General features: G+C 66.3%; 28 protein-coding genes. 12 read left to right on the forward strand and 16 right to left on the reverse strand.

Going from position 1 to position 25,247, the window contains the following annotated elements:
* The first annotated feature begins 33 nt into the window (after positions 1 to 33).
* From ACFVUS_RS05740 to ACFVUS_RS05750, 3 genes are all read left to right on the forward strand, one after another.
* A complete protein-coding gene (locus tag ACFVUS_RS05740; RefSeq protein ID WP_387761998.1) occupies positions 34 to 966 on the forward strand; it encodes a TauD/TfdA dioxygenase family protein in 933 nt (310 codons plus the stop codon).
* Between the two features lie 254 nt (positions 967 to 1,220).
* Entirely contained in the window at positions 1,221 to 3,314 is a 2,094-nt protein-coding gene (locus ACFVUS_RS05745; protein ID WP_387761999.1) for a phosphocholine-specific phospholipase C, read from the forward strand.
* A gap of 156 nt (positions 3,315 to 3,470) precedes the next feature.
* Positions 3,471 to 4,643, forward strand: a complete 1,173-nt coding sequence (locus ACFVUS_RS05750; protein WP_387762000.1) for a serine hydrolase domain-containing protein — start codon at positions 3,471 to 3,473, stop codon at positions 4,641 to 4,643.
* 21 nt (positions 4,644 to 4,664) lie between these two features.
* On the opposite strand, the gene ACFVUS_RS05755 is transcribed toward ACFVUS_RS05750, so the two are convergent.
* Together ACFVUS_RS05755 and ACFVUS_RS05760 are read right to left on the reverse strand one after the other, a co-directional pair.
* A complete protein-coding gene (locus ACFVUS_RS05755) occupies positions 4,665 to 5,939 on the reverse strand; it encodes an SPFH domain-containing protein (protein WP_387762001.1) in 1,275 nt (424 codons plus the stop codon).
* Entirely contained in the window at positions 5,940 to 6,371 is a 432-nt protein-coding gene (locus ACFVUS_RS05760) for an NfeD family protein (RefSeq protein WP_387762002.1), read from the reverse strand.
* 128 nt (positions 6,372 to 6,499) lie between these two features.
* Here ACFVUS_RS05760 and ACFVUS_RS05765 point away from each other — a divergent pair, with 128 nt between their 5' ends.
* Positions 6,500 to 7,327: a DUF3097 domain-containing protein gene (locus ACFVUS_RS05765; RefSeq protein ID WP_387762003.1), complete on the forward strand. Its 828-nt coding sequence runs from the start codon at positions 6,500 to 6,502 to the stop codon at positions 7,325 to 7,327.
* Between the two features lie 2 nt (positions 7,328 to 7,329).
* On the opposite strand, the gene ACFVUS_RS05770 is transcribed toward ACFVUS_RS05765, so the two are convergent.
* A complete protein-coding gene (locus tag ACFVUS_RS05770) occupies positions 7,330 to 8,298 on the reverse strand; it encodes a fatty acid desaturase family protein (RefSeq protein WP_387762004.1) in 969 nt (322 codons plus the stop codon).
* 161 nt (positions 8,299 to 8,459) lie between these two features.
* Entirely contained in the window at positions 8,460 to 9,182 is a 723-nt protein-coding gene (locus ACFVUS_RS05775) for a hypothetical protein (protein WP_387762005.1), read from the reverse strand.
* Between the two features lie 122 nt (positions 9,183 to 9,304).
* On the opposite strand from ACFVUS_RS05775, the gene ACFVUS_RS05780 reads away from it, so the two are divergent.
* The gene (locus ACFVUS_RS05780; protein ID WP_387762006.1) at positions 9,305 to 10,114 is read left to right on the forward strand and encodes a hypothetical protein; all 810 of its coding nucleotides are present in this window, start codon (positions 9,305 to 9,307) and stop codon (positions 10,112 to 10,114) included.
* Between the two features lie 96 nt (positions 10,115 to 10,210).
* Positions 10,211 to 10,597, forward strand: a complete 387-nt coding sequence (locus ACFVUS_RS05785; protein WP_387762007.1) for a VOC family protein — start codon at positions 10,211 to 10,213, stop codon at positions 10,595 to 10,597.
* Here the strand turns inward: ACFVUS_RS05785 and ACFVUS_RS05790 are convergent.
* Together ACFVUS_RS05790 and ACFVUS_RS05795 are read right to left on the reverse strand one after the other, a co-directional pair.
* On the reverse strand, positions 10,594 to 11,292 hold the full coding sequence (locus tag ACFVUS_RS05790) for a helix-turn-helix domain-containing protein (RefSeq protein WP_387762008.1): 699 nt from the start codon (positions 11,290 to 11,292) through the stop codon (positions 10,594 to 10,596). The two genes, ACFVUS_RS05785 and ACFVUS_RS05790, sit on opposite strands and share 4 nt — an antisense overlap.
* 152 nt (positions 11,293 to 11,444) lie before the next feature.
* Complete coding sequence (locus tag ACFVUS_RS05795; RefSeq protein ID WP_387762009.1) at positions 11,445 to 11,936, reverse strand: pyridoxamine 5'-phosphate oxidase family protein; 492 nt, start codon at positions 11,934 to 11,936, stop codon at positions 11,445 to 11,447.
* A 70-nt stretch (positions 11,937 to 12,006) separates the two neighbouring features.
* Between ACFVUS_RS05795 and ACFVUS_RS05800 the strand changes: the two genes are divergently transcribed.
* The gene (locus ACFVUS_RS05800) at positions 12,007 to 12,747 is read left to right on the forward strand and encodes a S1 family peptidase (protein ID WP_387762010.1); all 741 of its coding nucleotides are present in this window, start codon (positions 12,007 to 12,009) and stop codon (positions 12,745 to 12,747) included.
* A 1-nt stretch (position 12,748) separates the two neighbouring features.
* Here the strand turns inward: ACFVUS_RS05800 and ACFVUS_RS05805 are convergent, their stop codons facing one another.
* The gene (locus tag ACFVUS_RS05805) at positions 12,749 to 14,227 is read right to left on the reverse strand and encodes an FAD-binding oxidoreductase (RefSeq protein WP_387762011.1); all 1,479 of its coding nucleotides are present in this window, start codon (positions 14,225 to 14,227) and stop codon (positions 12,749 to 12,751) included.
* 103 nt (positions 14,228 to 14,330) lie between these two features.
* Positions 14,331 to 14,921, reverse strand: a complete 591-nt coding sequence (locus tag ACFVUS_RS05810) for a TetR family transcriptional regulator (protein WP_387762012.1) — start codon at positions 14,919 to 14,921, stop codon at positions 14,331 to 14,333.
* 126 nt (positions 14,922 to 15,047) lie between these two features.
* Between ACFVUS_RS05810 and ACFVUS_RS05815 the strand changes: the two genes are divergently transcribed.
* Positions 15,048 to 16,190 carry an acyl-CoA dehydrogenase family protein gene (locus tag ACFVUS_RS05815; protein ID WP_387762014.1) on the forward strand — a complete coding sequence of 381 codons (1,143 nt, stop codon included), beginning with the start codon at positions 15,048 to 15,050 and terminating at the stop codon, positions 16,188 to 16,190.
* 570 nt (positions 16,191 to 16,760) lie between these two features.
* Complete coding sequence (locus tag ACFVUS_RS05820; protein WP_387762015.1) at positions 16,761 to 16,949, forward strand: hypothetical protein; 189 nt, start codon at positions 16,761 to 16,763, stop codon at positions 16,947 to 16,949.
* 93 nt (positions 16,950 to 17,042) lie between these two features.
* Here the strand turns inward: ACFVUS_RS05820 and ACFVUS_RS05825 are convergent, their stop codons facing one another.
* From ACFVUS_RS05825 to ACFVUS_RS05840, 4 genes are all read right to left on the reverse strand, one after another.
* Entirely contained in the window at positions 17,043 to 17,411 is a 369-nt protein-coding gene (locus ACFVUS_RS05825) for a hypothetical protein (RefSeq protein ID WP_387762016.1), read from the reverse strand.
* A gap of 15 nt (positions 17,412 to 17,426) precedes the next feature.
* On the reverse strand, positions 17,427 to 18,284 hold the full coding sequence (locus ACFVUS_RS05830) for a hypothetical protein (RefSeq protein ID WP_387762017.1): 858 nt from the start codon (positions 18,282 to 18,284) through the stop codon (positions 17,427 to 17,429).
* Between the two features lie 5 nt (positions 18,285 to 18,289).
* On the reverse strand, positions 18,290 to 18,592 hold the full coding sequence (locus ACFVUS_RS05835; protein WP_387762018.1) for a hypothetical protein: 303 nt from the start codon (positions 18,590 to 18,592) through the stop codon (positions 18,290 to 18,292).
* 144 nt (positions 18,593 to 18,736) lie between these two features.
* A complete protein-coding gene (locus ACFVUS_RS05840) occupies positions 18,737 to 20,041 on the reverse strand; it encodes a bifunctional o-acetylhomoserine/o-acetylserine sulfhydrylase (protein WP_387762019.1) in 1,305 nt (434 codons plus the stop codon).
* Positions 20,042 to 20,213: 172 nt separating this feature from the next.
* On the opposite strand from ACFVUS_RS05840, the gene ACFVUS_RS05845 reads away from it, so the two are divergent.
* The 3 genes from ACFVUS_RS05845 (at position 20,214) to ACFVUS_RS05855 (ending at position 22,439) form a co-directional block, all read left to right on the forward strand.
* Entirely contained in the window at positions 20,214 to 20,576 is a 363-nt protein-coding gene (locus ACFVUS_RS05845; RefSeq protein ID WP_387762020.1) for a VOC family protein, read from the forward strand.
* 57 nt (positions 20,577 to 20,633) lie between these two features.
* The gene (locus ACFVUS_RS05850) at positions 20,634 to 21,674 is read left to right on the forward strand and encodes an NAD(P)-dependent alcohol dehydrogenase (protein WP_387762021.1); all 1,041 of its coding nucleotides are present in this window, start codon (positions 20,634 to 20,636) and stop codon (positions 21,672 to 21,674) included.
* A 72-nt stretch (positions 21,675 to 21,746) separates the two neighbouring features.
* Positions 21,747 to 22,439 carry a hypothetical protein gene (locus ACFVUS_RS05855; RefSeq protein WP_387762022.1) on the forward strand — a complete coding sequence of 231 codons (693 nt, stop codon included), beginning with the start codon at positions 21,747 to 21,749 and terminating at the stop codon, positions 22,437 to 22,439.
* Here ACFVUS_RS05855 and ACFVUS_RS05860 read toward each other — a convergent pair whose 3' ends face one another.
* Genes ACFVUS_RS05860 through inhA form a run of 4 tightly spaced genes read right to left on the reverse strand, consistent with a single transcriptional unit; the run spans position 22,440 to position 25,241 of the window.
* Complete coding sequence (locus tag ACFVUS_RS05860; RefSeq protein WP_387762023.1) at positions 22,440 to 22,682, reverse strand: hypothetical protein; 243 nt, start codon at positions 22,680 to 22,682, stop codon at positions 22,440 to 22,442.
* Positions 22,683 to 22,728: 46 nt separating this feature from the next.
* Entirely contained in the window at positions 22,729 to 23,241 is a 513-nt protein-coding gene (locus tag ACFVUS_RS05865; protein ID WP_387762024.1) for a DUF664 domain-containing protein, read from the reverse strand.
* A 57-nt stretch (positions 23,242 to 23,298) separates the two neighbouring features.
* Entirely contained in the window at positions 23,299 to 24,381 is a 1,083-nt protein-coding gene (locus ACFVUS_RS05870; RefSeq protein ID WP_387765420.1) for a ferrochelatase, read from the reverse strand.
* 23 nt (positions 24,382 to 24,404) lie between these two features.
* Positions 24,405 to 25,241: an NADH-dependent enoyl-ACP reductase InhA gene (inhA, locus tag ACFVUS_RS05875; protein ID WP_387762025.1), complete on the reverse strand. Its 837-nt coding sequence runs from the start codon at positions 25,239 to 25,241 to the stop codon at positions 24,405 to 24,407.
* Positions 25,242 to 25,247: the final 6 nt, after the last annotated feature.

Raw genomic sequence — 25,247 nt, forward strand, 5'->3', positions numbered from 1 at the left:
CTTTCCGTTATCCCGATTACGAAAGGCACGATCATGACCACTTTCGCCGATACCGGCACGCTGCGCATCACCCCGGTCGCCGGGCATATCGGGGCCGAGATCACCGATATCGATCTGCGTGCCGAACTCACCGATCAGCAGGTCACCGATCTCACCGCGGCGCTGCACGAATACAAGGTGCTGTTCTTCCGCGGTCAGGACATCGGGCATGCCGAGCACATCGCGTTCTCGCGGCGGTTCGGCGCGGTCACGCCCTCGCATCCGTATGACACGGACGCGCCCACCGAGTTCCCGGAGATCCTGGCCGTGGACAGCCGCCTGTACGAGAAGCGGTTCGGGCGGCGCAAGTTCAGCTACACCAATCATTGGCACACCGATGTCTCCCCGCTCATCAATCCCCCGGCGGCCTCGCTGCTGCGGGCCGAGATCGCACCCGAGCGCGGCGGCGACACCCAGTGGACCAATCTGGCGGCGGTGTACCAGGGTCTGCCCGATTCGCTGAAGTCGTTCCTGGACGGACTGCGCGCCGAACACCGGTTCGGCGGTAAGCAGCCCGCCTGGGACGCGGACAGCGATTACGCCAAGAAGGTAGCCAAGGCGCCGCTGGTCACCGAACACCCGGTGGTCCGGGTGCACCCGGTGACCGGGGAGCGGGTGCTGTTCGTGAATCCGGGCTTCACCACCCGCATCGTGGGGTTGAGCCCGCGCCAGAGCGACGCCGTGCTCGAACTGCTCTACGCGGAGCTGTCCGATAGCGCGTACACGGTCCGATTCCGTTGGGAGAAGGGCAGTCTCGCGTTCTGGGACAATCGCGCCACCGCGCACCTGGCGCCCAGCGATCTGGACCACCTCGATGTGACCCGGGTGCTGTACCGCACCACCCTGGAAGGGGACGTGCCGGTGGGCGTCGACGGTGCGCCCTCGCGCGCCATCTCCGGAGAACGCTTCGGAGCGGTTGCCGGCTGATACTGTCCGAAGCTATGCCGAGGGCCTTCGACCACACATCGTCGAGGGCCCTCGGCCTGTGCCGGGCGTGTATCGCACGGGTGCGCGGACGCTGCCGGGCCTGTGCGGTACGCATTGCCGGCGGCTGCCGTTCATGTTCCCGGCATCTGGGACACGCGCTCGCCCATCCGCGGCAACCTTGGCCCCTCGGACCTTCATACGGCGATCATCCGGCGATCACCGAATGTTCCTGTCCGGCTGCTGTACTTCGACGTATGGTCAACGTCTCTCGAAGGCGGCTGCTCGGCTCGGCGGCGACCATCGCGGCGGGCGCGGCGGCGGCATCATTACTTCCGTCTTCGCTGCACCGAGCCATGGCGGCACCGGTGCGGGCGGGCGGACTGGGCGCCATCGAACATGTCGTGCTGCTCATGCAGGAGAACCGGTCGTTCGACCACTATTACGGGTCGCTCGCCGGGGTTCGCGGCTTCGGGGATGAGACCCCGCTACGATTGCGCAACGGCGGCACCGCGTTCCGGCAACCGCGCGGATCCAGCGGTGAGGTACTGCCGTTCTCCGCGCGCGCCGCGGCCGCGCGCGCCGGGCGGCCGGACAGCGATATCCAATATCTGGACAGTCTCGATCACGAATGGAACGGCAGCACCAAGGCCTGGGGGCAGGGCTGGTGGGATCGGTGGATCGAGGCCAAGAGTCCGGCCACCATGGCCTATTACGAGCGTCATGATCTGCCGCTGCAGTACGAGCTGGCGGACACCTTCACCATCTGCGATGCCTACCACTGTTCGATGTTCGGCGGCACCAATCCCAATCGCAATTACTTCTTCACCGGCACAACGGGGTTCGAGCCCGGCGGGCGCAAGCGGGCGGTGGACAACGCGGCATACGACGCTCGGCATCGTGGCTACGACTGGACAACCTATCCCGAACGACTGGAAGCGGCCGGGGTGTCGTGGCAGGTCTATCAGGAGTGGGACAACTTCACCGATAACCCGATCGAATACTTCCTGCCGTTCAAGCGCATCGGCAGCAAGGTGCTCGACAGTGTGCGCGGGCAATATCTCACCACCGAGAAGTTCTACGAATCCCTGTCCGGGCGTTCGCTTTCCGATCAGCAGCGGCTACTGCGACAGTTGAAGGCCGGACGGGACAAGCTGACTCCCGCCGAACGCAGCCTGTTCGACCGGGGCATGTTCCGGGGTGAACCCGACAGCCTGCTGCAACGCTTCGCCGATGATATTGCCGCGGACCGGCTTCCGGCGGTGAGCTGGCTGGTGCCGCCCGCGCGCTACTCCGAACATCCCTCGGAGTCGACGCCGGTGGGCAGCGCGTCCTTCATTCACAAACTCCTCGATATCATCGGCTCCGATATCGACACCTGGTCCAAGACGGCGATCTTCCTGACCTTCGACGAGAACGACGGCTACTTCGACCACGTGCCGTCACCGGTGCCGCCGCGACCGGCCTCGGGCAATGGCGACGACTGGTACGACGGGAAGGCCATCGGGCTCGGGGTGCGGGTGCCGATGACGGTCATATCGCCCTGGACCATGGGCGGATTCGTCTCCTCCGAAGTCTTCGACCACACCTCGGTACTGCAATTCCTGGAACTGTGGACCGGGGTGCGCGAAACCAATATCAGTTCCTGGCGGCGCACCGTCTGCGGCGATATGACCTCGGTCTTCGATTTCACCGCCGCCGGGAAACGGCCGCGGCTGGGCACGCCCGGGACGGTGCCCGCCGCGACCTCCCGCTGGAAGGCGGAACCGCCCGGCGCGCAATCGATTCCGAGTCAGGAACCGGGAACGCGCAAGGCGCGGCCGCTCCCCTATCAGCCCGCGGTCTCCAGCGCGCTGGACGGGACGACGCTGTCGGTGACGCTCACCGATACCGGCCGGGCCTCCGCGCATTTCACCATCTATCCCTTCGCCGGGGTATCGGGCGACCCACGGCATTACGACATCGCGCGCACCACGACCGAGAAGTTCACCGTGACAGGGAAATACGACCTCATCGTGCAGGGGCCGAATCGGTTCTGGCACGAACTGCGCGGCAATAGCGCGGGAGCCGCGGCCGGGGTCCGGGTCGGGGCCGAACCCGGCACCCGCGGCACCCTCGCACTCGCGCTCGCCAATCATGGTGGGCGCGTTGTCGTTGTGACGGTTACCGCGCGGCGCGGTGGCGGTGATCCGCGCCGGATCGAACTGGCCCCGGGCGGCGACCAACGCCTGGAATGGCCCACCCACGACGGCTGGTACGACCTGGAGATCACCGCCGAGGGCGATACCGATTTCCGCCGCCGCGTCACCGGGCGCATCGAGGACGGCAATCCGGGTGTGAGCTCGGACTGACCGCGCGCCGACGAGAGTTCGCGTGCTGGCACGTACGACCGTGGGGGTACAACCGACTCCGGGGGATACCGGATAGCCAGGGGTGTGCGCCCTTCTCTAACGTCGAAATCGTCGTGTACGGCGCGACTTCGGTGTGTGGTGGAGAGGGGTAGCAGCGTGGGTGGCGGTATTTTCCGGCGGCGGGGCGGGTACGCGGTGCTCGCGGCCGCGGCCCTGCTCGCCACGGCGGGCTGCGATAGCGGTACGGCGGCCAGTCCGGCCGCATCGCCGTCGGCGCAGGTCACCGATGCGCTCAACGCGCTGGTTCGGTCCGGGATGCCCGGCGCGCAAGCGGTAGTGGACAGTGCCGAAGGGCAGCGGACATTCGCCGCGGGCGCGGGCGATCTGGGCACCGGAACGCCCTACGCCGAGGGCGCGCATTTCCGAATCGGCAGTGTCACCAAGACTTTCGTCGCCACCGTCGCGCTGCAATTGATCGCGAACCGCACCATCGAACTCGAAGCGCCGATCGAGCGATATCTGCCGGACGTGGTGCAGGGCAATGGGAATGACGGCAGACGGATCACCGTGCACCAGTTGCTCCAGCACACCAGCGGTCTGGCGGATTTCGCGCCCGAGGATCCCTCGCACAAGCTGCCGCAGCAGCTCGATCAGACCGGCGACGGGAAGGCGTATCGCGATCTCACCCCGCCGGATCTGGTCGCCATCGCGATGAGCATGCCGCCGCAGTTCGCACCGGGCGCGCGATTCGAATACACCAATACCAACTATGTGCTGCTGGATATGCTGATCGAGCGCATGACCGGCCGCTCGCTCGCCGAGGAAATCGACAGCCGCATTCTCGAACCGCTCGGTTTGCGCGACACCTACTTCCCCGCGGCCGGTGACACCTCGCTGCGTGAGCCGCACCCGCTCGGCTACCGCGGCGTCGACGGCAAATGGGTCGACGCCACCGATACCGAGGCGGCGTGGGCGGGCGCGGCGGGCGCGATGATCTCCACCGGATCCGATCTGAACCGCTTCTTCACCGCGCTGGTGACCGGAAAACTGCTGCCCGCACCACAACTCGCGCAGATGCAGCAGACCGTTCCCATGGGGCAATCCACGGCCATGGCCTATGGACTCGGCTTGATGCGGCTGCGACTGCCCTGCGGCAGCGAGGGCAGGGACGTGAAGCAGGTGTGGGGGCACGCGGGCGGAATCCCCAGCTTCAGCACGTTCGCGGTCGCCACGCCCCGCGGCACCGCGGCGGCGGTCAGCGTGAACACGCTACAAACCAATGAGCACTTCTCCACCACGCTGACCGCCGTCGCGTGCACGATCGCCTGAGCCGAGACGACGGTCGACTGCCTAGCGGCCCAGCGGGCGTCCCGGCGGCGGGGGCTGCTGCCAGCGCTGATCACCGGGCGGCTCCTGCCGATACTGCTGCTGTGTCGGCGGCTCCGGTTGCTGCGGTTCCGGCTGCTGCTGCGGACGCGCCTGCGGCAGTTGGGTTTCCGCGCGCGGACGGGCCTGCGGCAGGGCGGACGGATCGGCGGGGGCGCGGGCATCGGCCTCGGCCGCGCGCACCGCACGCTCGGCCGCTGGATCGGTGGCGGTATTGAACCAGTCGGCCACCTCGTCGGTGTCGTCCTCGGGGCGTTCGGCGGGCTCGGTATCGGTGGCGGGCTCGTAGCGGAAGGTGCCGTCCTTGCCCTCGGTGGCGAAATTGCGGGCGAAACCCTCCAGCGCCTTGCCGAAATCGCTGGGCACCAGCCACACCTTGTTGGCATCGCCCTTGGCGACCTGGGGCAGGGTCTGCATGTACTGGTAGGCCAGCAATTCGGGGGTCGGCTTACCGTTCTTGATGGCGGCGAAGACCTTCTCGATGGCCTTGGCCTGGCCCTGAGCTTGCAGGTAGGCGGCGGCGCGCTCGCCCTGCGCACGCAGGATGCGGGACTGCCGCTCACCCTCGGCGGACAGGATGGAGGCCTGCTTGGAGCCTTCCGCGGACAGGATCAGCGCCTGCTTCTGGCCCTCGGCGGTCTTGATCGCGGCCTCGCGCTGACCTTCGGCGGTGAGGATGATGGCGCGCTTCTCGCGGTCCGCCTTCATCTGCTTCTCCATCGACTCCTGAATCGAGGGCGGCGGATCGATCGCCTTGAGCTCCACGCGCGACACCCGCAGACCCCAGCGGCCGGTGGCCTCGTCCAGTACGCCGCGCAGCTGATGGTTGATCTGATCGCGGGAGGTCAGCGTCTCCTCCAGGGTCATGCCGCCGACCACGTTGCGCAGCGTGGTGATCGTCAATTGCTCAACGGCCGCAATGTAATTGCTGATCTCGTAGACCGCGGCCTGCGGACTGGTGACCTGGAAGTACACCACCGAATCGATCTGCACGGTCAGGTTGTCCTGGGTGATGACCGGCTGCGGCGGGAACGACACCACCCGCTCGCGCAGATCCACCTTGGCGCGCACCCGGTCCGCGAACGGCACCAGGAAGGTCAACTGACCGGATACGGTGCGCGAATAACGACCCAGTCGTTCGATCACGGCGGCCTCGGCCTGAGGCACCAGCGCCACCGACTTGAAGACGACCACCACCACCAATAGGACCAGTACTACGGCGACTATCAGTACAGCCATCTAAGGCCCCTTCCACACGACGACATGAGCGCCGTCGATCCTCATGATGTAGACGGTCGTCCCCTCGGGATAGTGCTCCTGCGGATCGAACGCGCGAGCGCTCCACACCTCACCGTCGAGTTTCACCCGGCCGCCATGCTCGTCGATCGTTTCCAGCACACGCGCCGTCTTACCCGGCAACGCGTCCACACCCGTGGGCGTGGGCGGCGGAGTCGCGTAGCGGCGCAACAGAAGTGGGCGAACCAGAAATATCAGTGCGATCGCGGCGATACCGAAGACCACCGCGTCCACCACCAGCGGTGCGCCGGTCAATCCCGCCACCCCCGCTGTGATCACCGCGGCACTGCCCAGCATGAGCAGCGTCAGATCACCCGTGAGCATCTCCGCCGCCGCGAGGAGTAACCCCGCGACCAGCCAAACGATTGCGGCCACGACACCACAGTAATCGTTCTCGCGCGGGGGTGCGCAAGATCGACCGCGCCGACCCCCGAATCGGTACCCGGGTCGAAAACGCGCGTCGGAGCGGGGAGTTTCCCGGCGCACCCGGTACCTTCGATGCGGTGAGCGGGCGTGACATCTACAGCGGCGACATCTTCTCCGGGCATGCGCGGACGCGAAAGCGCGAGATACCGAAGGTGATCGCCGAACGCGATCTCGTCGCCGAGGATGCCGCCAGCGGATTCTGCGGTGCGGTAATCGGATTCGAGCGCACGTACGACGGGGACTTCGTCAAACTCGATGACGGGCGCGGGCGGGTGCGGTTGTTCGCGCTGCGCGAGGCGGCATTCCTGATCGACGGGCAGCCCGTCACGCTGGTGCGGCCGACCGCGGCCGCGCCCAAGCAGTCCACCCGGTCGGCGTCCGGTTCCACTCGCGTCGAGGGCGCTCGCGCGCGGGTGGCCAGGGCCAGTCGGATCTGGGTGGAGGGTGTGCACGACGCGGCGCTGGTCGAACGCGTGTGGGGGCATGACCTGCGGGTCGAAGGTGTGGTGGTGGAACAGCTCGAGGGTTTGGATCATCTCGGTGCGCGGCTCGCCGAATTTCGACCCGGGCCGGGGAGCCGGGTCGGGGTGCTCGTCGATCATCTGGTGACCGGATCCAAGGAAACCGGGCTCACCCAGGGACTCGGGCCGCACGTCATGGTGACCGGGCACCCGTATATCGATGTGTGGCAGGCGGTTCGGCCGTCCGTCGTCGGGATCGACGCCTGGCCGGATGTTCCGCGTGGCGAGGATTGGAAGACCGGTATCTGCCGGCGGTTGCGCTGGGGCACCCCGCAGGAGGGGTGGCGGCGGGTGTACAACGCCGTCAATTCCTATCGCGATCTGGAGACGCCGCTCATCGGCGCGGTCGAGCGGCTCATCGACTTCGTCACCGAACCGGAATAGCGTCAGCGGCGAACCGGCTGCGCGGCAGTCGAATCCGGGTGCTCCAGCTTGATCGGCCCGCGCAGTTGGCGGGCCGCGGCCGGACCCCAGCCGAGATCGTATTCGCCGCCACCGCGATCGAACTTCTCGCGTAGTTCGTACCAGCGCAGGCCGGGATGGCGGTGGTGCACACCGTGCAGATTGAAGCTGAGGGCGAAGCGTTCCAGGGTGCGGGGCAGGCGCAGATTCAACGCCTCCAGCGGAGCGTCGAGGTCGGTGCCGTAGTGATAGGCGTTGTCCGACATCGACACGATCAACGCCCGCCCGCCCAACGCGGCCAGCAGCATCCACCCGTAGGGGCCGTAGGCGAGGAACGCGCCGGTGAACAGCACCGCTATCGCCGCCGCGTCGGTGCGGAACTGGCCGATCAGTCTCGCCTGCGCGATTCGCTCGAACAGCAACCCCGCCACCGAATCCGGGGCGTCCACCCGGCGCGCGAAGATCCGGATTCCGCGCGCGGGCAATACCGCCAACGGCACCGCCGCGAGCTCGAGCAGATACAGCCCGCCGAACAGTCGCAGGTAATACCCGGGCGCGAACCGCACCCAGCTGGACGTGGCCGGATCGTAAACCTCGGCGCGCTCGCGCGTCCGACTGAACCGATGATGCAGCAGATGCCCGGTCTTCAGCATCGCGAACGGCGACCCGTACAGCATCGCCAATCCCCGCCCGCACAGATCATTTCGCCCCCTGTCGGTGAGCAACGTGCCATGAATCGCCTCGTGAATCAGCGACCAGAACGGCGTCGTCGCCAGCACCCCCACCACCAGCGTCCACCCCCACCGCGCGTCCTGCGGCAGCAGCGCCAACGGCAACAGCAGCATCTGAAAGACCCCGAAAGCGAAAGCGCCCCCAACCAACCAGCCGTTGATCCCCCGCGCGGGCGACACCCGCGCCCGCCCAACCCGCTCACGGGTACGCACACCGGCCATTACCCCGCCTCGTTCCTTTCGAAACCACCTTCCACCTCATCGTGCCACCCCCGAAAAACATCCGCAGACCTCGAAATACGCTGTCGACCAACAGCACTCGCTCCCGTCACCGAATGGCGAACCCCCGTTCACCTGGGGGCGAGCAGGCGGCCGAAAACGGGCTAATCGACGTTGAAGTCGAGATTCACCGGGCGGTCGGGGAATTCGTCGTCGTTGAGGAGTTCGGTGGCGGTGGCGGCGATGTCGGGGCCTACGGGTTCGAGGTCCATATCGCTGAGGCGGGCTTCGCCGGAGCCTTCCAGCAGGAGGCCGAAGGCGATGTATTGGGCGGAGTCGGGGACGTCGGAGACCACGTGGTGTTGGGTCCAGCGGGTGGTACCGCGGATGCGGCGGTCCTCCATATTGTCGAAGAGCAGGATTTCGCCTTTGCGGCCGTTCACCCGAATCCACAGGGCCACGGCCGAACTCGCGGGGGCGGCGGTTTTGACGTAGGCGGACAGGCGAATGCGTTTGCCGCGGAACTGTTCGGCCTTGATCATCTGCATCAGGGTGCCGAAGCCGGTGGCGTCGCTGCGGGAGCGGACATATCCGGCGGGGCTGTGCCGACCGCGCACCGTGCGGTCGATGCCGATTTCGTATTTGCCCGGATCGCTCTCGCTCAGAACCCATCCCGTGAGCAGCTTGCCCTCAGAGGAGGCGAAACCGGGCAGCGCCTTGGCTTCCAGAAACGTCTTGGTGGTCTCGATGCGCACGCGTTGCGTCTCGGCCTCGAGCTTGCGGGTTTCGGCGGCGGTGCGCTCGCGCGTGGTCAGGTAGGTCGCCAGCGCCACGCACAATCCTCCGAAGAGGGAGGCGAGCAGGCCGAGCACTATGGAACCGTTCATCTCCCCGGCCTTCGATCGTCGAACATCGGCTCCCATTGTCCCGAAGCCGGGCCAATCGTGCCGTCGAACGGTTGATCGATTTCCTTCCTGAAGCATAGTTCCCGGCCAGTTATCCTCTAAGGATGAGTACCCCGAGCGCGACGCTGACGGTCTGGGCAGGCTCTTGGCTTGCCGGCCGCAGCGCCCCTGACGATGTGCTGGATGCACTGCGCGCCTGGGCGCCCCGCCAAACCGTTGCCGCCGGGGACCCCGTCACCGGTGGCCACACCGGATTACCGTGGGCCGCCGACGAATCCTCCGAGCCCGCGGGCGCGGGGATCATGGTGCTGCTCAAACTGATTCGCGAGGCATCGACCGGTCCGCAGGCCCAGGTGCGCCTGGTACTCCCGGTCGCCGGTGATGTCCGCGGCGTCCCGGTCGGCACCGAATTCGCCGCCGCCGCAACCGAAGCGGGCGAAGGCCTGTACGTCGGCGCCCCCGGCAGCGACGGCACCGGCCTGGTCCCGATCTGGACCGACGACGACACCCTGCAGTGGCGCGTCTACTCCACCCCCATCCCCTTCGCCATCGAGCCCGATATGCCGCTCGGCGAAGCCGAATACGCCATGCGCCAAGCGGTCCGCGACGCCGCCGACGCCCTCCAGCAACTGCACACCACCACCTTCGACTCGAACGGCCCCAGCCCCCGAGACCTCATCGAAGACGAACTCGCCGCCCTCTCCCAACACCAATACCCCGACTCCCTCCCCCTGCGCGCCCGCCGCATCCTCGACACCGCCGACCAGGTAGCCGCCATCCTCACCGTTGCCGAACGAGCCCCCGCCTCCGCCCCCACCTCAGCCACCGCCATAGCCGCCCAGGAAACCCTCCTCCGCCCCCTCTGGAACGCCATCCGCTCCGCCCGCCTAGCCGCAGTCCACGCCCGCGGCTGAACACGAACTCGGTCCCGTCGATAGTCCGGCCGCCAGGACATGCCGGTGTCCGATTTGTTCAAGACGTGGCGTGGTGGGCGGGCTTACCGTTCGGGTATGACTATTCGGATTGATGTTGTGGGGATTGTTGTCGCCGATATGGGGGCTGCTGTGGGGTTTTATCGGCGGCTCGGGGTGGAGTTTGAGGAGGGGGCGGAGAAGGAGCCGCATGTGGAGGCGGCGCTTGGGGGTGGGGTGCGGTTGGCGTTGGATACCGAGGGGACGATTCTTTCGTTTCATCCGGGGTGGAAGGGGGCGACCGGGCGGATGGGGTTGGCTTGTCGGTGCGAATCGGCTGCGGAGGTGGACGCCAAGTTCGAGGAAATGGTGGGGGCGGGGTATCGGGGGGAATTGAAGCCGTTTGATGCGTTTTGGGGGCAGCGGTATGCGACTGTGCTCGATCCCGATGGGAATGGGGTGGATTTGTATGCGGCGCTGGGTTAGTGGGTCAGTAATTCAGTGAGGGGCATTCCCGCGAAGTCACGGATTTCGCGGGAGAGGTGGGATTGGTCGGAATAGCCGGTGCGGAAAGCTGTTTCGGCGAGTGGGGTGCCCGCGCGGGCCAGGGCCAGGGCGCGTTGCATGCGCAGGATTCGGGTGAGGGTTTTGGGGCCGTAGCCGAAGGCCGCCAGGGAGAGGCGGTGCAGGCGGCGGGGGCCGATCTCGAGGTCGGCGGCGAGGGTCGCGATCGTGGATGTGCCCGACCGCAGTTCCGTCACGATACGGGGAACCATCGGATCCAGCGGGTCGGTTTCGGCGGCGCGCCATGCGGCTATCGCCTCCAAGCCTGCGACGGGTGAGGGCGCGGATTCGAAGAGTGCCGCGGCGCGGCGAGACAGCGCGGGGGTCCACAGCTCCGCGAGATCCGGTCGGCCGTCGCGGAGTTCATCGGCGGGCACACCCAGTAGTGCGGGCGCCGCACCGGGCGCGAAGCGAATACCCGCGATACGAGTGAGAGGTCCTACGGTCGGGTGGTACGCCCGGGTGTCCGGACCCGCTACCGTCAGGCGGCCGTTCATCCAGAGCAGATCCATGCAACCGTCCGGGAGAACCGGGGCAACTGCGTCCCCGGCGATATCGCGTTCCCATACGACCGCACCCGCGATCCGCGAGGGACGCTCCCGATAGCCAAGGGGCACACGATTATCCGGCTCGTCCGGCGAATCACCAGGTCGAGTCGTACGAAAACCGTTGAAACACGCCTCGTTCGGCAGTTCGTGCGTGAATGCAGTTCGCGCACAATTACACTCACTGCAATATTGCATGGTCTGCCGTCCCCGGATGGTGTTCATCAGTGCTTGCGGACAACTCGTTCCGGCTGACCGGGCTTCCACACGGTCACATCCATATGCCCGTCACCGACCTCCACCGAGGACGCGCCCGTCAGATCGGCGGCATAGAAGTGGTCGAAGTCGCGCCCGCGCAGGTCGAAGCCGGATTCGACATAGAGTGCCTCGGCCCACCGCTGATGCAGCGCGGGATCCTGCACATCACGCACCCGGCCGAACAGCTTCACATCACCGTCGGCGACATGGGTGTCGACGGTGGCGGTGTGCAGGCAGAAGCGCGGATCGCGTTCGAGATCCTTGAATTTCGTGGTGTCGGGCATGCCGACGAGCCATAGTTCGCCCTCGAAGAGCGCGGGTTCCAGCGGACTGATGCGGGGGAACCCATCCGAGCGCAGGGTGGCGAGCATGCACAACTTGCCGGTGGCGGCGTGACGACGGGTGAAGATCTCGGCGATCCGCGGCGCTGCCCCGGCGAACTCATTCCAAGACGTCATAGCGCCGACGATACTCAGCCGCACCGACAGCTCACAGCCTGCGCGGAGCCTGGATCGGTAAAGTGCGAGGGTGTCACTCCCCCGCCGTATCGCGGCCGCGACCGCGGTGTTCCTCGGCTGCACCGCTCCGCTGCCCGCGGGCGCGGTGATCGGCGGCGTAACGGCCGATACCGGCGCGTACCCGTGGCTGGTCGCGGTCGGCAGTCCGGTGTTCTTCGATCGGCCCTCCGGACAATTCTGCGGCGGCGCGCTCATCGCCCCGGATCAGGTGCTGACCGCCGCGCACTGTGTGCCATTGGCGGCATTGCTACCGGAAGCGCTGACGGTGACCTTCGACCGCGGCGACCTCAGCTCGGGTACCGGATTCACGGTGAGCGTCATAGCGGTGCGCGTGCACCCGGACTTCCGGCAGGACACCGTCGACGGGGTGGATGTCTACCACGATGACATCGCGATCCTCACGCTGAAGCATCCGCAGACCCGCCAGACCGTCCCGATCGCCGCACCGCAGGGCGCTTCGGCCACCGTCCTGGGCTGGGGCGCGACCTCGGACGGCGATACCTCGAACACCCGATTGCGCGCCGCCACCGTACCGATGGTCGGCGACGCGGACTGCGCTCGCGCCTATCCGGGCGCGTTCGATGCCCGGGAGATGGTGTGCGCCGGTTCAACCCGGGCCGACACCGGCGAATACGACAGCGGCGGGCCACTACTGGCCGACGGCAAACTGGTCGGCCTCACCTCATGGGGTCGCGGCGCGGCACAGCCCGGATATCCCGGCGTCTACACTCGCCTGCCCGCGCCGTTCTGAATCAGCATTTGATGACCGACTGGTCGAAGTCGAAAACGCCGTGCGGATCGTACTTCTGGGCGGTCCGTCGCAGCCGAGCCGCGTTCACGCCGTAGTAGGCGTCCGACCAGTTCGGCAGATCCTCATCGATGTAGTTGACGTAGGCGGTATTGCCGGTGAGATCGCCGAGCGCGTCCCGCACCTCACTCACGCCCGAGCGAGCGTCAGGGGTCGTCGCGCCGACATAGATCTGCGCGGTGGCCAAAGCGTCGCGATGCGGGAAGGCGGTATCCGCGACGCCGATTCGGCTCGCCGCCCCGGCCAGACTGTCGAGCAGGATGTCCATGCCGGTCCGGTCGGTCAGCAGTGCGGTCAGCTTGCCGGGGTCGGACAGCCGCCCGGTGAGCACCCGAGACGATGCCATGAATGATTCGCGCCCGAGTACCCCCGCGCCGTTCCAGGATGGATGGCATTGCTCGGCGGTGTAATTCGCGCAGCCGCCGAAATACATCATCGCCGACAGATAGTCCTTGGATAGCGAATACCGATTCGTGGGCTGACATCCGGTCGCTGCCACCAGTTTGTCCACGAGCGCGATCAAATCGTTCTCGGAGCCGACATAGCAGCCATTGATTCGACAGGTCGGCGGATTTCCGGCGGAAACTCCGAGGGTGGACCAGAATTCGTCGGGCGCGGAGTGCGTGAAGGATTGCCAGCCGCCCAATACGTCCGTGAACGCACCGGCCGGGAATCGCAGCTGGAATACCGATAGTCGCGGCGCCTCCACCGTCCGGAAGGTGAATTCGGTGACGACCCCGAGGTTTCCGCCGCCACCCCCGCGTAACGCCCAATACAAATCCGGTTCCGATGTCGCGGAGGCCGTGCGCAGCACCCCGTCGGGGGTGACCACCTGCGCCGAAAGCAGTGAATCACAGGTCAATCCGTACTTGCCGGTGAGCACCCCCAGTCCCCCGCCGAGCGTCAGTCCCGCGATGCCGACCGTCGGACAGGATCCGCCCGGCAGACAGCGCCCGGCTTGCGCCAGCCCCGAGTACACGTCCATCAGCCGAGCGCCCGCGCCGATCACCGCGGTGCCGTCGGCGGCGACCCGCACCGAATTCATCGGCCCCACATCGGCGATCAACCCGCCGTCGGGGGTGGAGTAGCCCGCATAGCTGTGCCCGCCACTGCGCGCCGCGATCCGCACGCTGGATTCCGCGGCGACCGCGACGCACCGCTGCACATCCGAGGCATTGGTACAGCGGGCGATGGCCGCCGGTTTCCGATCGTCGAAGCGCGGGTTGTAGGCCAGCTTCGCGGTCGCGTAGTCGGCATCGCCCGGCAATATCAGCGCACCCGCCAGCGCCTGCCGCAGGGCATTCCAATCCACCTGCCCGGCAGCCGATTCGGGCATACAACCGGATAGCGCTCCCAGATCCACAACCGAGCATGCCACACCCAGCGCGGCCGCACGCAGCACAGACCGACGATTCATCGCCATGGCGATGTCCTCCCCCGAGGCCGCGCCCGGCGGTGCGCCGAGCGCTGATTCAGAACGTCCCTATGACCGGTATATCGCGGCCGTCAAGCGTCCCGTTTCGACCTCAGGTCAGTAAATCGTCGGCAATCCGTGCCCAGTCGGCGAGAACCTGCTTGCGGCGCAAGCGATCTCGCCCCACCATCTCGTCGAGGGTGGCACCGCGCACCAGGTTGATGGTCAGCCAGAACGCCGATTCCAGTCGCGCCCTGGGGACTTCGATGCGTGCGCCGCAGGCGTCGAGCAGCTCGACGGTCAGCTCGTGCTGCACGCGAAGCATATTGCGCCGCAACTCTTTTTCATTGGCGATGCCGACATACAGCTCGACGGATGCCTTGCCGAGCTTGCCCGAGAAGGGCGCGGTCACCAATTCGACCAGGATCTGTCCCGGTGTCGCCCCCGGCGTTCGCGTCTTGCGCTGCAACGCTTCCCGCTGCCGCTGGGTCAGATGTTCAATGGTCTGGGCGAACAATTCCTGCCGGGTGTGGAAGTGATGCAGTTGCGCGCCCCGGGTCACGCCCGCCCGCGCGGTGATATCGGCGATCGAGGCGCTGGCGTACCCCACCTCGGCGAGGCTGTCGATGGCGGCGTCGAGCAGCAGCGCCCGCGTGCGCAGGCTCTTCTCCTGATGCTTGTTCGGGGGCAGGGCGGATACCACCGCGCCAGTCTAGCCAACCCCTCAAATTGCGTGCTGCCTTGCACGCAATTGGATGCTGGTCGTAATGTGCAGGCTGATGCCGGTGGCGTGCGCGCCGCCGTCCGGACCCCTCGGAGAATGGAAGCCATGCCCGTCGACCGCCTGCTCCCCACGCCCGAAGCCCGCGACCTCATCGAGCTGACCCGCGATATCGCGGACAAGGTGCTCGAGCCGATCTCCGCGCAGTACGAGAAGCAGGAGCGGTATCCGGACGAGGCGTTCCGCGCGCTCGGCCAGGCCGGATTGCTGAGCCTGCCGTACCCGGAGGAGTTCGGTGGCGGCGGTCAGCCGTACGAGGTGTATCTCCAGGTGCTCGAGGAATTGGGCGCGCGCTGGGCGGCCGTCGCGGTCGCGGTCAGCGTGCACAGCCTGTCCTGTCACCCGCTGTTCGTCTACGGCACCGATGCGCAGAAGCAGCGCTGGCTCCCGGAGATGCTGTCCGGCAACCTGATCGGCGCGTACAGCCTGTCCGAGGCACACGCGGGTTCCGATGCCGCGGCATTACGCTGCCGCGCCACCGAAACCGACGGCGGCTACCGCATCACCGGCAGCAAAGCCTGGATCACCAACGGCGGCAAGGCCGATTACTACACCCTGTTCGCCCGCACCGGCGAAGGCTCGCGCGGCATCTCCAGCTTCCTGGTCCCCGCCGACACCCCCGGCCTGACCTTCGGCAAGCCCGAGGAGAAAATGGGCCTGCGCGCCGTCCCCACCACGACCGCCGCGTACGACGACGCCTTCCTGCCCGCCGATCGCTTGATCGGCGACCCCGGCCAGGGCCTCTCGATAGCGTTCAGCGCCTTGGATTCCGGCCGCCTCGGCATCGCCACCGTAGCCACCGGCATCGCCCAGCGCGCCCTCGACGACGCCATCGCCTACGCCAAGGACCGAGAAGCCTTCGGCCGCCCCATCATCGACCACCAGGGCCTCGGCTTCGTCCTCGCCGATATGGCCGCCGCCGTAGACTCCGCCCGCGCCACCTACCTGGACGCCGCCCGCCGCCGCGACGCCGGACTCCCCTACTCCCGCCAAGCCAGCGTCGCCAAACTGATCGCCACCGACGCCGCCATGAAGGTCACCACCGACGCCGTCCAAGTCCTCGGCGGCTACGGCTACACCCAAGACTTCCCCGTAGAGCGCTATATGCGCGAAGCCAAAATCACCCAGATCTTCGAGGGCACCAACCAGATCCAACGCCTGGTCATCGCCCGCAGCCTGGCGAACGGCTGATTCGTCTGGATCGCAGTGACCGCGCACCGTTCCCGTTCGCGCCTCCAGGCCATCTGGAGGCCGCGAGCGAATCAAGGGCGGCGCGTCGCGACAGCCCCGCACCGCCCGAATCCTATTGCGGCACTTCACGCGACCAACTGGACAAGAAAAGCCAGGGGTGCAGCCCGGTCCGCTGTCTCCGCCGGTCCTCGACCGCACAGCAAAAAAGGTGCGATTGCGATTCGCGAGTTTGGCGGCGAAGGTCTCGTCGCGTACGACCAAGACGGCTTTATCCGGCACTGATTGCCGAGGGGATTCGCTTACGCGCCCGCGTTGATGAGCATCACGCCCTCTTGACTAGTTGTTGGGTGAAGAACCACGGCCGATTCAGCATCAGCTAACAGAGGCGAGGACGCGACGATCCGGCCGCGGAGTCGTCCCTGCTGCCTCAGCGGCCCGCTTGTCTCGCTCCACTCAGTCGTGTCAGGGAAAATCGGTTCGAGTCTGACTGGTGTACGCACCGCTTCGAAGCTCCGCGACCCGAGCACGGCCACGCGGTGCCGGCATCAACGACCGAGTATCTTCCATCCAATGTACGAGGTTCTGTGGGTGGCAGATGCCCTCTCTACCAGTAGCATCAGCGCCACCCCGATAAAAGTCCCGAACGCTACCAGGACGATCAACGACATGGTCTCGAAAGGCTGGGAGCTTCATTCGATCGTGCCGGGCACCAATGCGCAGACCTACTCAGGGCTATTCCTCACGTTCAAACGGGACTAGTTCTACAGCCTGCGAACGCTCTCGGCTGGTCACAGCCAGGCCGCCTGTAGCACCGCAGAACTGGGTAGAAGTCGCAGGAGACAGTTCCACCAATCAAAAGGTATTTGTCCAGGTCAGTTCGTTGAGCCGGTGCCAGTCGCCGGATATCCAGTCCCACAGAAGTTGGGTGACCGTGTCTGGATCGCGGAGTTCGGCGTACATCTGCTGATGATCGGAGGGCCCGGTACGAACGTCGAGGGTGTACTCGTTTCCGCTCAATAGCGTCTGGATGAAGACATTGTCGATACCGGGCCGGGACAGGACCAGGAACGGGTTGGAGAAGAAGTCCAGCTGCGTGACCCAGAAGAGCAGGTCGTCGCGGGTCAGCGAGGTGAATGTCATTTCGTGGTCACCGGATATGACGAGTTCCACGCCGGTACGCGGCGCCATATCGTCCGGCGCGGTGGTGTTTTCGTGATTCATCGAACGACCTATCGGCTATGGGCGGGTGAGCACGGTGGACCGAGGCAACCCGAGTTCGGCATCGAGGTAATCCAGCACATCCGCATTCGGCATGCTGCGAAATCCGCGGTGGGCAAGGGCTTCGGGTCCATCGATCGCGAATACCTCACGGAAGGTCCGCACGATTCGGCCGGACAGGTTTCCCGCGTCGGCGACCGTCGCCACGCCCTTCCACCAGTGGATCTCCCGGTGCGTCCAGCCCAGCCCGGCCATCTCGCGGTCGTGATCGGCGCTGGTGGAGCCGATCGCCGTCGCATCGAATACCGAGGCGTACAACACATCTCGGCTGCGCCAGATCTGCTGGTAGCGGCGTTGAGCGCCCGAAACTTCGAGATTCACCGCCCAGTCCTCGGGAAGTGTCTGGAGCACCCAGCCGAGGCGACGCTCGAAGTCGTCCCAGCCGGTGCAGTTCGCGGGTGCGCCGGAACGACTCGGACTGCAGGTGGTCAACTCCGGATCGCCGGGCATCGGAACAATCTCCGCCCACCCGACGACACTCGGGTACTCGACGCCGTATCCCGCACGCAGCACCGAGAACACCGATGCGATCACCGCGTCACGATCCGCGCGCACCGCCGCACCCTCGCCTACCTGCCAGCACGTCCACCAGGTGTCCTCGATATCCGGGTCCGTCTCGTACCGATGCCACATCTCCTCCGGCTGCTCGGCCACCACCGCCGCGATGCGAGCCGTATCCTCGGCCGTGGCTGGAACGGACAGGGACGCGTAGACATCGACGCCGTCGGTGCGCTCGATTTTGGCGAACCGTTTCCTATCGCCGAGCCACACCGCGCCACCGTAGTTACCGAAGTAACCGGAAACCCAACTGATCATCGCGGTCAGTCCTCATCCCGATAATCCCAGTACACCTGGACATCGGCCGTCGGCGCGAATTGTCGAACGCACTCCGCGAGCGCCTGCTCGAACTCGGGACACCACTGATAGGAACGGCTCACGCTCAAGGCGTAGTCGGACTCACACGACACCGAAAATCCGCCCTTCGCGCTGGGGCGGATCCTCCCGCTCATCGAATCGATGCGTTCGCTGTCGAGCAGTCGGCGAACCGCGGGCACAACAGCTTTCACCGCGGCCATATCCGCCAGGCCGCCGATCTCGAAGGTGAGATCGATATTCACAGACACGAGCCGAAGCTTAGATCACAAGTCCGACAAAGTTTCTCGCCTCATCTCATCTCGAACAGGGACGCGGCGCACAGCGAAACGAGGGCGACCGATAGCAGTCGCCCTCGTGCCGGAGAGGGGAATCGGAATCTCGCGGTACCGCTTTCAGGATGCGGCGGCGAAGCCGGCGCGGAGGTCGGCGAGGATGTCGTCGATGCCTTCGATGCCGACGGCCAGGCGGATCAAGCCGGGGGTTACGCCCGCTGCGAGTTGTTCTTCCGGGGTGAGTTGGGAGTGGGTGGTGGAGGCGGGGTGGATTACCAGGGAGCGGACGTCGCCGATGTTGGCTACGTGGCTGTGGAGGGTGAGGGCTTCTACGAAACGTTTGCCTGCGTCTACGCCGCCGGCGAGTTCGAAGCCGATGATGGCGCCTACGCCCTTGGGGGCCAATTGCTTTCCGCGGTCGTACCACGGGGAGGAGGGCAGGCCCGCGTAGGAGACGGTGGTGACTTCGGCTCGGGCGGTGAGGAATTCGGCTACCGCCTGGGCGTTGGCGACGTGGCGTTCCAGGCGCAGGCTGAGGGTTTCCAGGCCCTGGCTGATCAAGAAGGCGTTGAAGGGTGAGATGGAGGAGCCGAGGTCGCGCAGGAGTTGGACGCGGGCTTTGAGGGCGTAGGCGGGTGCGCCGAGGTCGGCGTAGACGACGCCGTGGTAGCTCGGGTCGGGTTCGGTGAAGCCGGGGAAACGGCCCGAGCGCCAGTCGAAGGTGCCGCCGTCGACGATGACGCCGCCGATGGCGGTGCCGTGGCCGCCCAGGTATTTGGTCGCCGAGTGCACGACGATGTCCGCGCCGTGCGCGAACGGCTGGATCAGATACGGGGTGGCGACGGTGTTGTCGACGATCAGTGGGATGCCCGAACCGTGCGCGACCTCGGAGATCCCGGTCAGGTCCAGAATGTGGTTCTGCGGGTTGGAGATGGTCTCACCGTAGAAAGCCTTGGTATTCGGGCGAATCGCCGCCCGCCACTGCTCGAGGTCATCGGGATCCTCGACGAAACTCACCTCGATGCCGAGCTTGGGCAGCGTGTACCGGAACAGATTGTAGGTACCGCCGTACAGCCGCGGACTCGACACGATGTGATCGCCCGCGCCCGCGATATTCAGAATCGCGAAGGTTTCCGCCGCCTGCCCCGAGGCCAGCAACAGCGCCGCCACACCGCCCTCGAGCGCGGCGACCCGCTGCTCCACCGCGTCCTGCGTCGGATTCATGATGCGGGTGTAAATGTTCCCCGGTTCGGCCAGCCCGAACAGCGCGGCCGCGTGCGCGGTATCGCGGAAGGCGTACGAGGTGGTCTGATAGATCGGCAGCGCCCGGGCGCCGGTCGCGCCATCGGGCGACTGCCCGATATGGATCTGCTTGGTTTCGAAACTCCAGTCGGCGGTGGGATCTTCAGGCAGCTCGGTCGTCATACCCGGTGAAGCTACGACCCCACCACCTGCGAAGACGACAGTTCCGCTCGCCGTGAATACAACACTGTGCGACCGCGCGCCCGAGCCGATGCGCACCCGATCCCGTCGCCCACCGATGAAATTCGCGCCCGCGGCCGGTCCAACCTTCGACACCGTGGACAGGAAGTGGGCGATGGAACTCTTCACCATCATGTGCGTGCGCGACCGAATCGAAGCCATCCGCTGGTACGAGATCTTCTTCGGCCGCCCGCCCGACCGGACCGTCGGCCTGGAAGCGCTCTGGCAGATCGGCGCGGACGCCTGGATCGTCGTCGACGATCGTGACATGCGCGCCCAGCGAGTCGGCGGCGCGATGGTCACCCTCGCCGTCACCGACCTCGACGACACCCTCGCCCGCTTGGCGGCGCACGATATCCCCTACGGCCCCCTCGACACGTACGGCAACGGCGTCCGCCACGTCGAAGTCCTCGATCCGGACGGCAACAGCCTCGCCCTCGCCGAACCACCGGCCGACCCGAACTATGCTCGGAAATAGCGCAACCCCGAACGGATAGTCACGCCCGCGGAAAGTCACTCGGAAGAGGAGGACCGCATGAAGGCCGTGCAGTACCGAACAGTCGGATCAGCGCCGGAGGTCGTGACCCTGCCCGATCCGGAACCGGGGCCGGGTCAGATCCTGCTGCGGATGACCGCCGCCGGGGTGTGTCACTCCGACATCGCGATCATGAGCCTGCCCGCCGAGGCCATCCAATTCCCGCTGCCGCTGACCCTCGGCCACGAGGGCGCGGGCACCGTCGCCGCGCTCGGTGCGGGCGTCAAGGGTGTCGAGATCGGTGCGGCAATGGCCGTCTACGGTCCCTGGGGTTGCGGTGCGTGCGCCAAATGCGCTGTCGGAAAAGAGAATTACTGTCTGCGAGCCCGGGAGCTGAAGATCTTCCCACCGGGCCTCGGCGCGCCCGGCGCGATCGCCGAGTACATGATCGTCGACGATATCCGGCATCTGGTGCCCCTGGGCGACCTCGATCCGGTCCGCAATGTGGCCCTGACCGATGCGGGCCTGACCCCGTATCACGCGATCAAACGTTCCCTGCCCAAACTGGTGCCCGGCAGCACCACCGTCGTGCTCGGCGCGGGCGGCCTGGGCCATGTGGCGATCCAGCTGCTGCGCGCGATGTCCGCGACCCGGGTGATCGCCCTCGACGTATCCGACGACAAGCTCGAGCTCGCCCGCCAGGTCGGCGCGCACGAAGCTCTCCTCTCGGATTCCACTGCGGTGGAACATATTCGAACGCTCACGGGCGGCCGGGGCGCGGAATTGGTGCTCGACTTCGTCGGTGCGCCCGCCACCGCCGATATCGCCGCCGGCGCCGCCGCGATCGAATCCGATATCACCCTGGTCGGATTGGGCGCGGGACGCGTCGCGGTCGGTTTCGGCGCCCTCCCCTACGAGACGACCGTGACCTCCCCGTACTGGGGCACCCGTGCCGAACTCATCGAGGTACTCGATATAGCCCACGCGGGCGATGTCGAGGTCCACGTCGAAACCTTCGCCATCGACGACGCCCCGCTGGCGTATGAGCGCCTGCACGCCGGGAAGATCAACGGCCGCGCCGTCATCCTGCCCAATGGCTGATCCGCCGCATCGGCGACGTCATTCGTTGGGTCGTTGCGCGGTCCGGGCGAATCGCCGGGTGATACTGCTGCGGTGACCAGCTCGCAGAACGACAGCGCCGATGACCAGGTACCCGCGTGGGCGCGGCGGACGGCGGGAGAATCGCGGTGGCTGGCCACCGCGGCGATGGTCGGATTCCTGGTGTTGCAGGCGGTCATGCCGGATTGGCTGCGGTTGGGGCAGTGGTGGACGGTGCCCGGCATCGGCTTCGCACTGCTGCTGATCCTGTTCGCGGCCAGTCCGTTTCGCATCGACCGCGAGGAGGTGTGGCTGCGGCGGGTCGGACTGGTGCTGATGGGTCTGCTCGCGTTCGCCATGATCTGGGCGGTCGTGAACCTGGTGCGGGGGTTGATCGACGGACAGGTCAGCAATAACGCCGCCGGACTGCTCGGATCGGGAGTGGCGGTATGGCTGTCGAATTTCCTGGTATTCGCGCTCTGGTATTGGGAATTGGATCGGGGCGGGCCCGCCGCGCGGGCGCACGCGCGCAAACCGTATCCGGATTTCCTGTTCGTACAGATGCAGAATCCGGACCTGGCGGATCCGGAATGGGAGCCGCAGTTCCTGGATTACCTGTATCTGTCGTTCACCAATGCGACCGCGTTCAGCCCCACCGATGTGATGCCGATGTCGCGATGGGCCAAACTCACCATGATGGTGCAGTCCGGGATTTCGCTGATCACCGTGAGCCTGGTGATCGCCCGCGCGGTGAACGTCCTGAAATAGCTAGCGGTTGATCCACATATCGAGCACGACCATGACCACGGCGATCACGACCAGCACCACCGCGAGCGACATGGACTGCCCGATGGTCATGCAGATACCGGCGGCCAGGAACAGGCTGAGCACCGGCGCCCAGACGAAGTAGTCGGGGGCGCCCAGCGCGCGTTTCTTGGTCGCCGTCCCACGGGAGTTACCGGCACCGACACCTCGGTCACGCTCTACGCGACCACCATTAGCCCTGTCCACCTGCGACACAATACATTTGACCGGGCCCGTGCGGGCGGTGAGGGTCTCAGCTCCGACGCAACAGGACACCGCGGACAAATGCGGCTTGACCGGAGTGCTGAATATCGTCATCGACGACGCTGATGAGCCGCACGCCCAAGGTGACCGGCGGATCCCACCGCGTATCGACAATGCGCGGCAGATCGGCGTCGACCAGCCCGGAGACATATCCGATGGTCTGCTCGTGCACGGCGTCGTAATAGCCGAGCAGCAGCTCCGCCGAGATACCGGACAACTTGGCTACATCGGCGGAATCATGGCCGTAACCCGTTGCGGTGTCATCGAAGTCGAGATCGAAGCGCTTGGCCCACCCCTGCGCGGTCCAGACCTGCTCCAGGTCCGCGACATCGGCGATATGGTCGTCCTGCACCCGGGTGAGATGCCAGATGAGCCAGGCGATGGAATTCGCACCGGCCTCCAGTTGCTCCGACAGCTGTGCATCGGTCAGACCAGCGACCGCGCCGTGCACATTCTCCTTGACCCGGCCGAACGCGTCGACCAGCAAATCAGCACTTGTCATGCCTGCATCCAAGCATCAGCCGCGCGGAGAAATTCCCCGATCGCCGCGGACGCGCCGCTACCGCTGCGGACGCGGGGGCAACTCGCAACAGCCCGGGACACAGGGCATTCCATTGCGGGTGCAGCCCAGGCTGGGCATATCACTCAGCTTGACCGGTTCGGCACCGGTGAGCCGCTCCTGCACCAGGTCGACCACCATCCGGGCGAAGCGCGAATCCGCACCGGCGGTTCCGGCGCGCGCGAAGGCCATATCCAGTTCGGCCGCACGCTGTTTCGCCTCATTGTCGAGATCCCAGATCACCTCGAGATGATCGGAGACGAACCCGATCGGGCACACCACGACCGCCCGCACCCCGCGCACCGCGAGCGCGTCCAGGTGATCGACGATATCGGGCTCCAGCCACGGCACCTGCGGCGGTCCCGACCGGGACTGCCAGACCACGTCGTACTCACCGAAACCCGTTGCGGTGGCGGCTAGTCGAGCGGCCTCGGCGATCTGGCGGCTGTACAGCCCCTGCTCCCCCGGCGGACCGGAGGCGATATCGGCCGAGACGGGAATCGAATGCGCGGTGAAGACCAGCCGGGCATCGGCACGCCGGTCGCCGGGCAGCGATTCCACCGCCGCGCGAATTCCGTCCGCCACCGATTCGATGAGCAGTGGATGATCGAAATACTGTCGCAGCTTCACCAATTCGGGCGCGTTCAGCACATCGGCGCGCGCCCGGGCGATGTCCTCGTGATATTGCAGGCAACCCGAATACCCACCCCATGCCGAGGTGGGAAACACCAGGGCGGAACGGATTCCGTCCACCCGCATACCCTCGACGGTGTCCTCCACCATCGGATGCCAATTGCGATTGCCGAAGTACACCGGCAAATCGATTCCGCGCGAAGCGAATTCGGCCTCGACCGCCTTGATGATGTCCAGATTCAAGGCGTTGATCGGCGAGACCCCGCCGAAGTGCAGATAGTGTTCGGCGACTTCGGCGAGGCGTTCGGGCGGTACGCCCCGGCCCCGAGTGACGTTCTCCAGGAACGGCATCACGTCTTCGGGGCGCTCGGGGCCGCCGAAGGACAGCAGCAGTAGTGCGTCCACTTCATCAGTAGCGGGTTCCGCGGCGTCGATGCCGGGATGCTGCACTACCACTGCCGGATCTCCTTCAGCTAGTTGTTGAAACCGTCGGCGGGGAACCAGGTGTTGTGGCTGGCTCCGCCGTCGACATAGATGATCGAACCGGTGGTGCCCGGCAGCCAATCGGACAGCAGGGTCACCACGGACTTGGCCACCACGGTCGGGTCGTCGACATCCCAGCCGATCGGGGAAGCGCCGTCCCAGTAGGTGTTCAGCATGTTCAGCTGCTTGGCGTCATCGGTGGCGGTGCCCGCGATGGCCTTGGCGGCGAGGGTCTTGATCGGACCCGCGGCGACCAGGTTGGAGCGAATCCGCTTGGCCTCGCCCACCTCTCGCGCCACATACCGGTTCACCGACTCCAGCGCGGCCTTGGCCACACCCATCCAGTTGTAGTACGGCATGGCGGTGCGCGGATCGAAGTCCATGCCCACGATGGAGCCGCCCTCGTTCATGGCGGGGAGCACGGCGCGCGCCAGCGAGGCGTAGCTCCAGGCCGAGATCTCGAACGCCTTGGCGGCATCCGGGCCGGGGCCCTCCAGGAACGGCTTGGCCTCGGGACCCATCAGGGTGCGCGGGGCGAAGGCGATGGAGTGCAGCACGCCGTCCACACCCTCGGGCGCGAGTTCGGCCAGCTTCCCGGCCAGTTCGCCCAGGTTCTCCTCATTGGTGACATCGAGGCCGATGGCGGGGGGAACCTCCTTCGGCAGGCGCTTGGCGATCCGGTCGATCAGCCGCAGCCGCTCCGGAATACCGGTGATGATCACCTTGGCGCCCTGCTCCTGCGCGACCGCGGCCGCGTGGAAAGCGATGGACGAATCGGTGATGATGCCCGTGATGAGAACGGTCTTGCCTGCAAGCAATCCACTCATGGGTTG

Source organism: Nocardia sp. NPDC058058 (assembly GCF_042885355.1).
In the GTDB taxonomy this organism is placed as follows: Bacteria; Actinomycetota; Actinomycetes; order Mycobacteriales; family Mycobacteriaceae; genus Nocardia.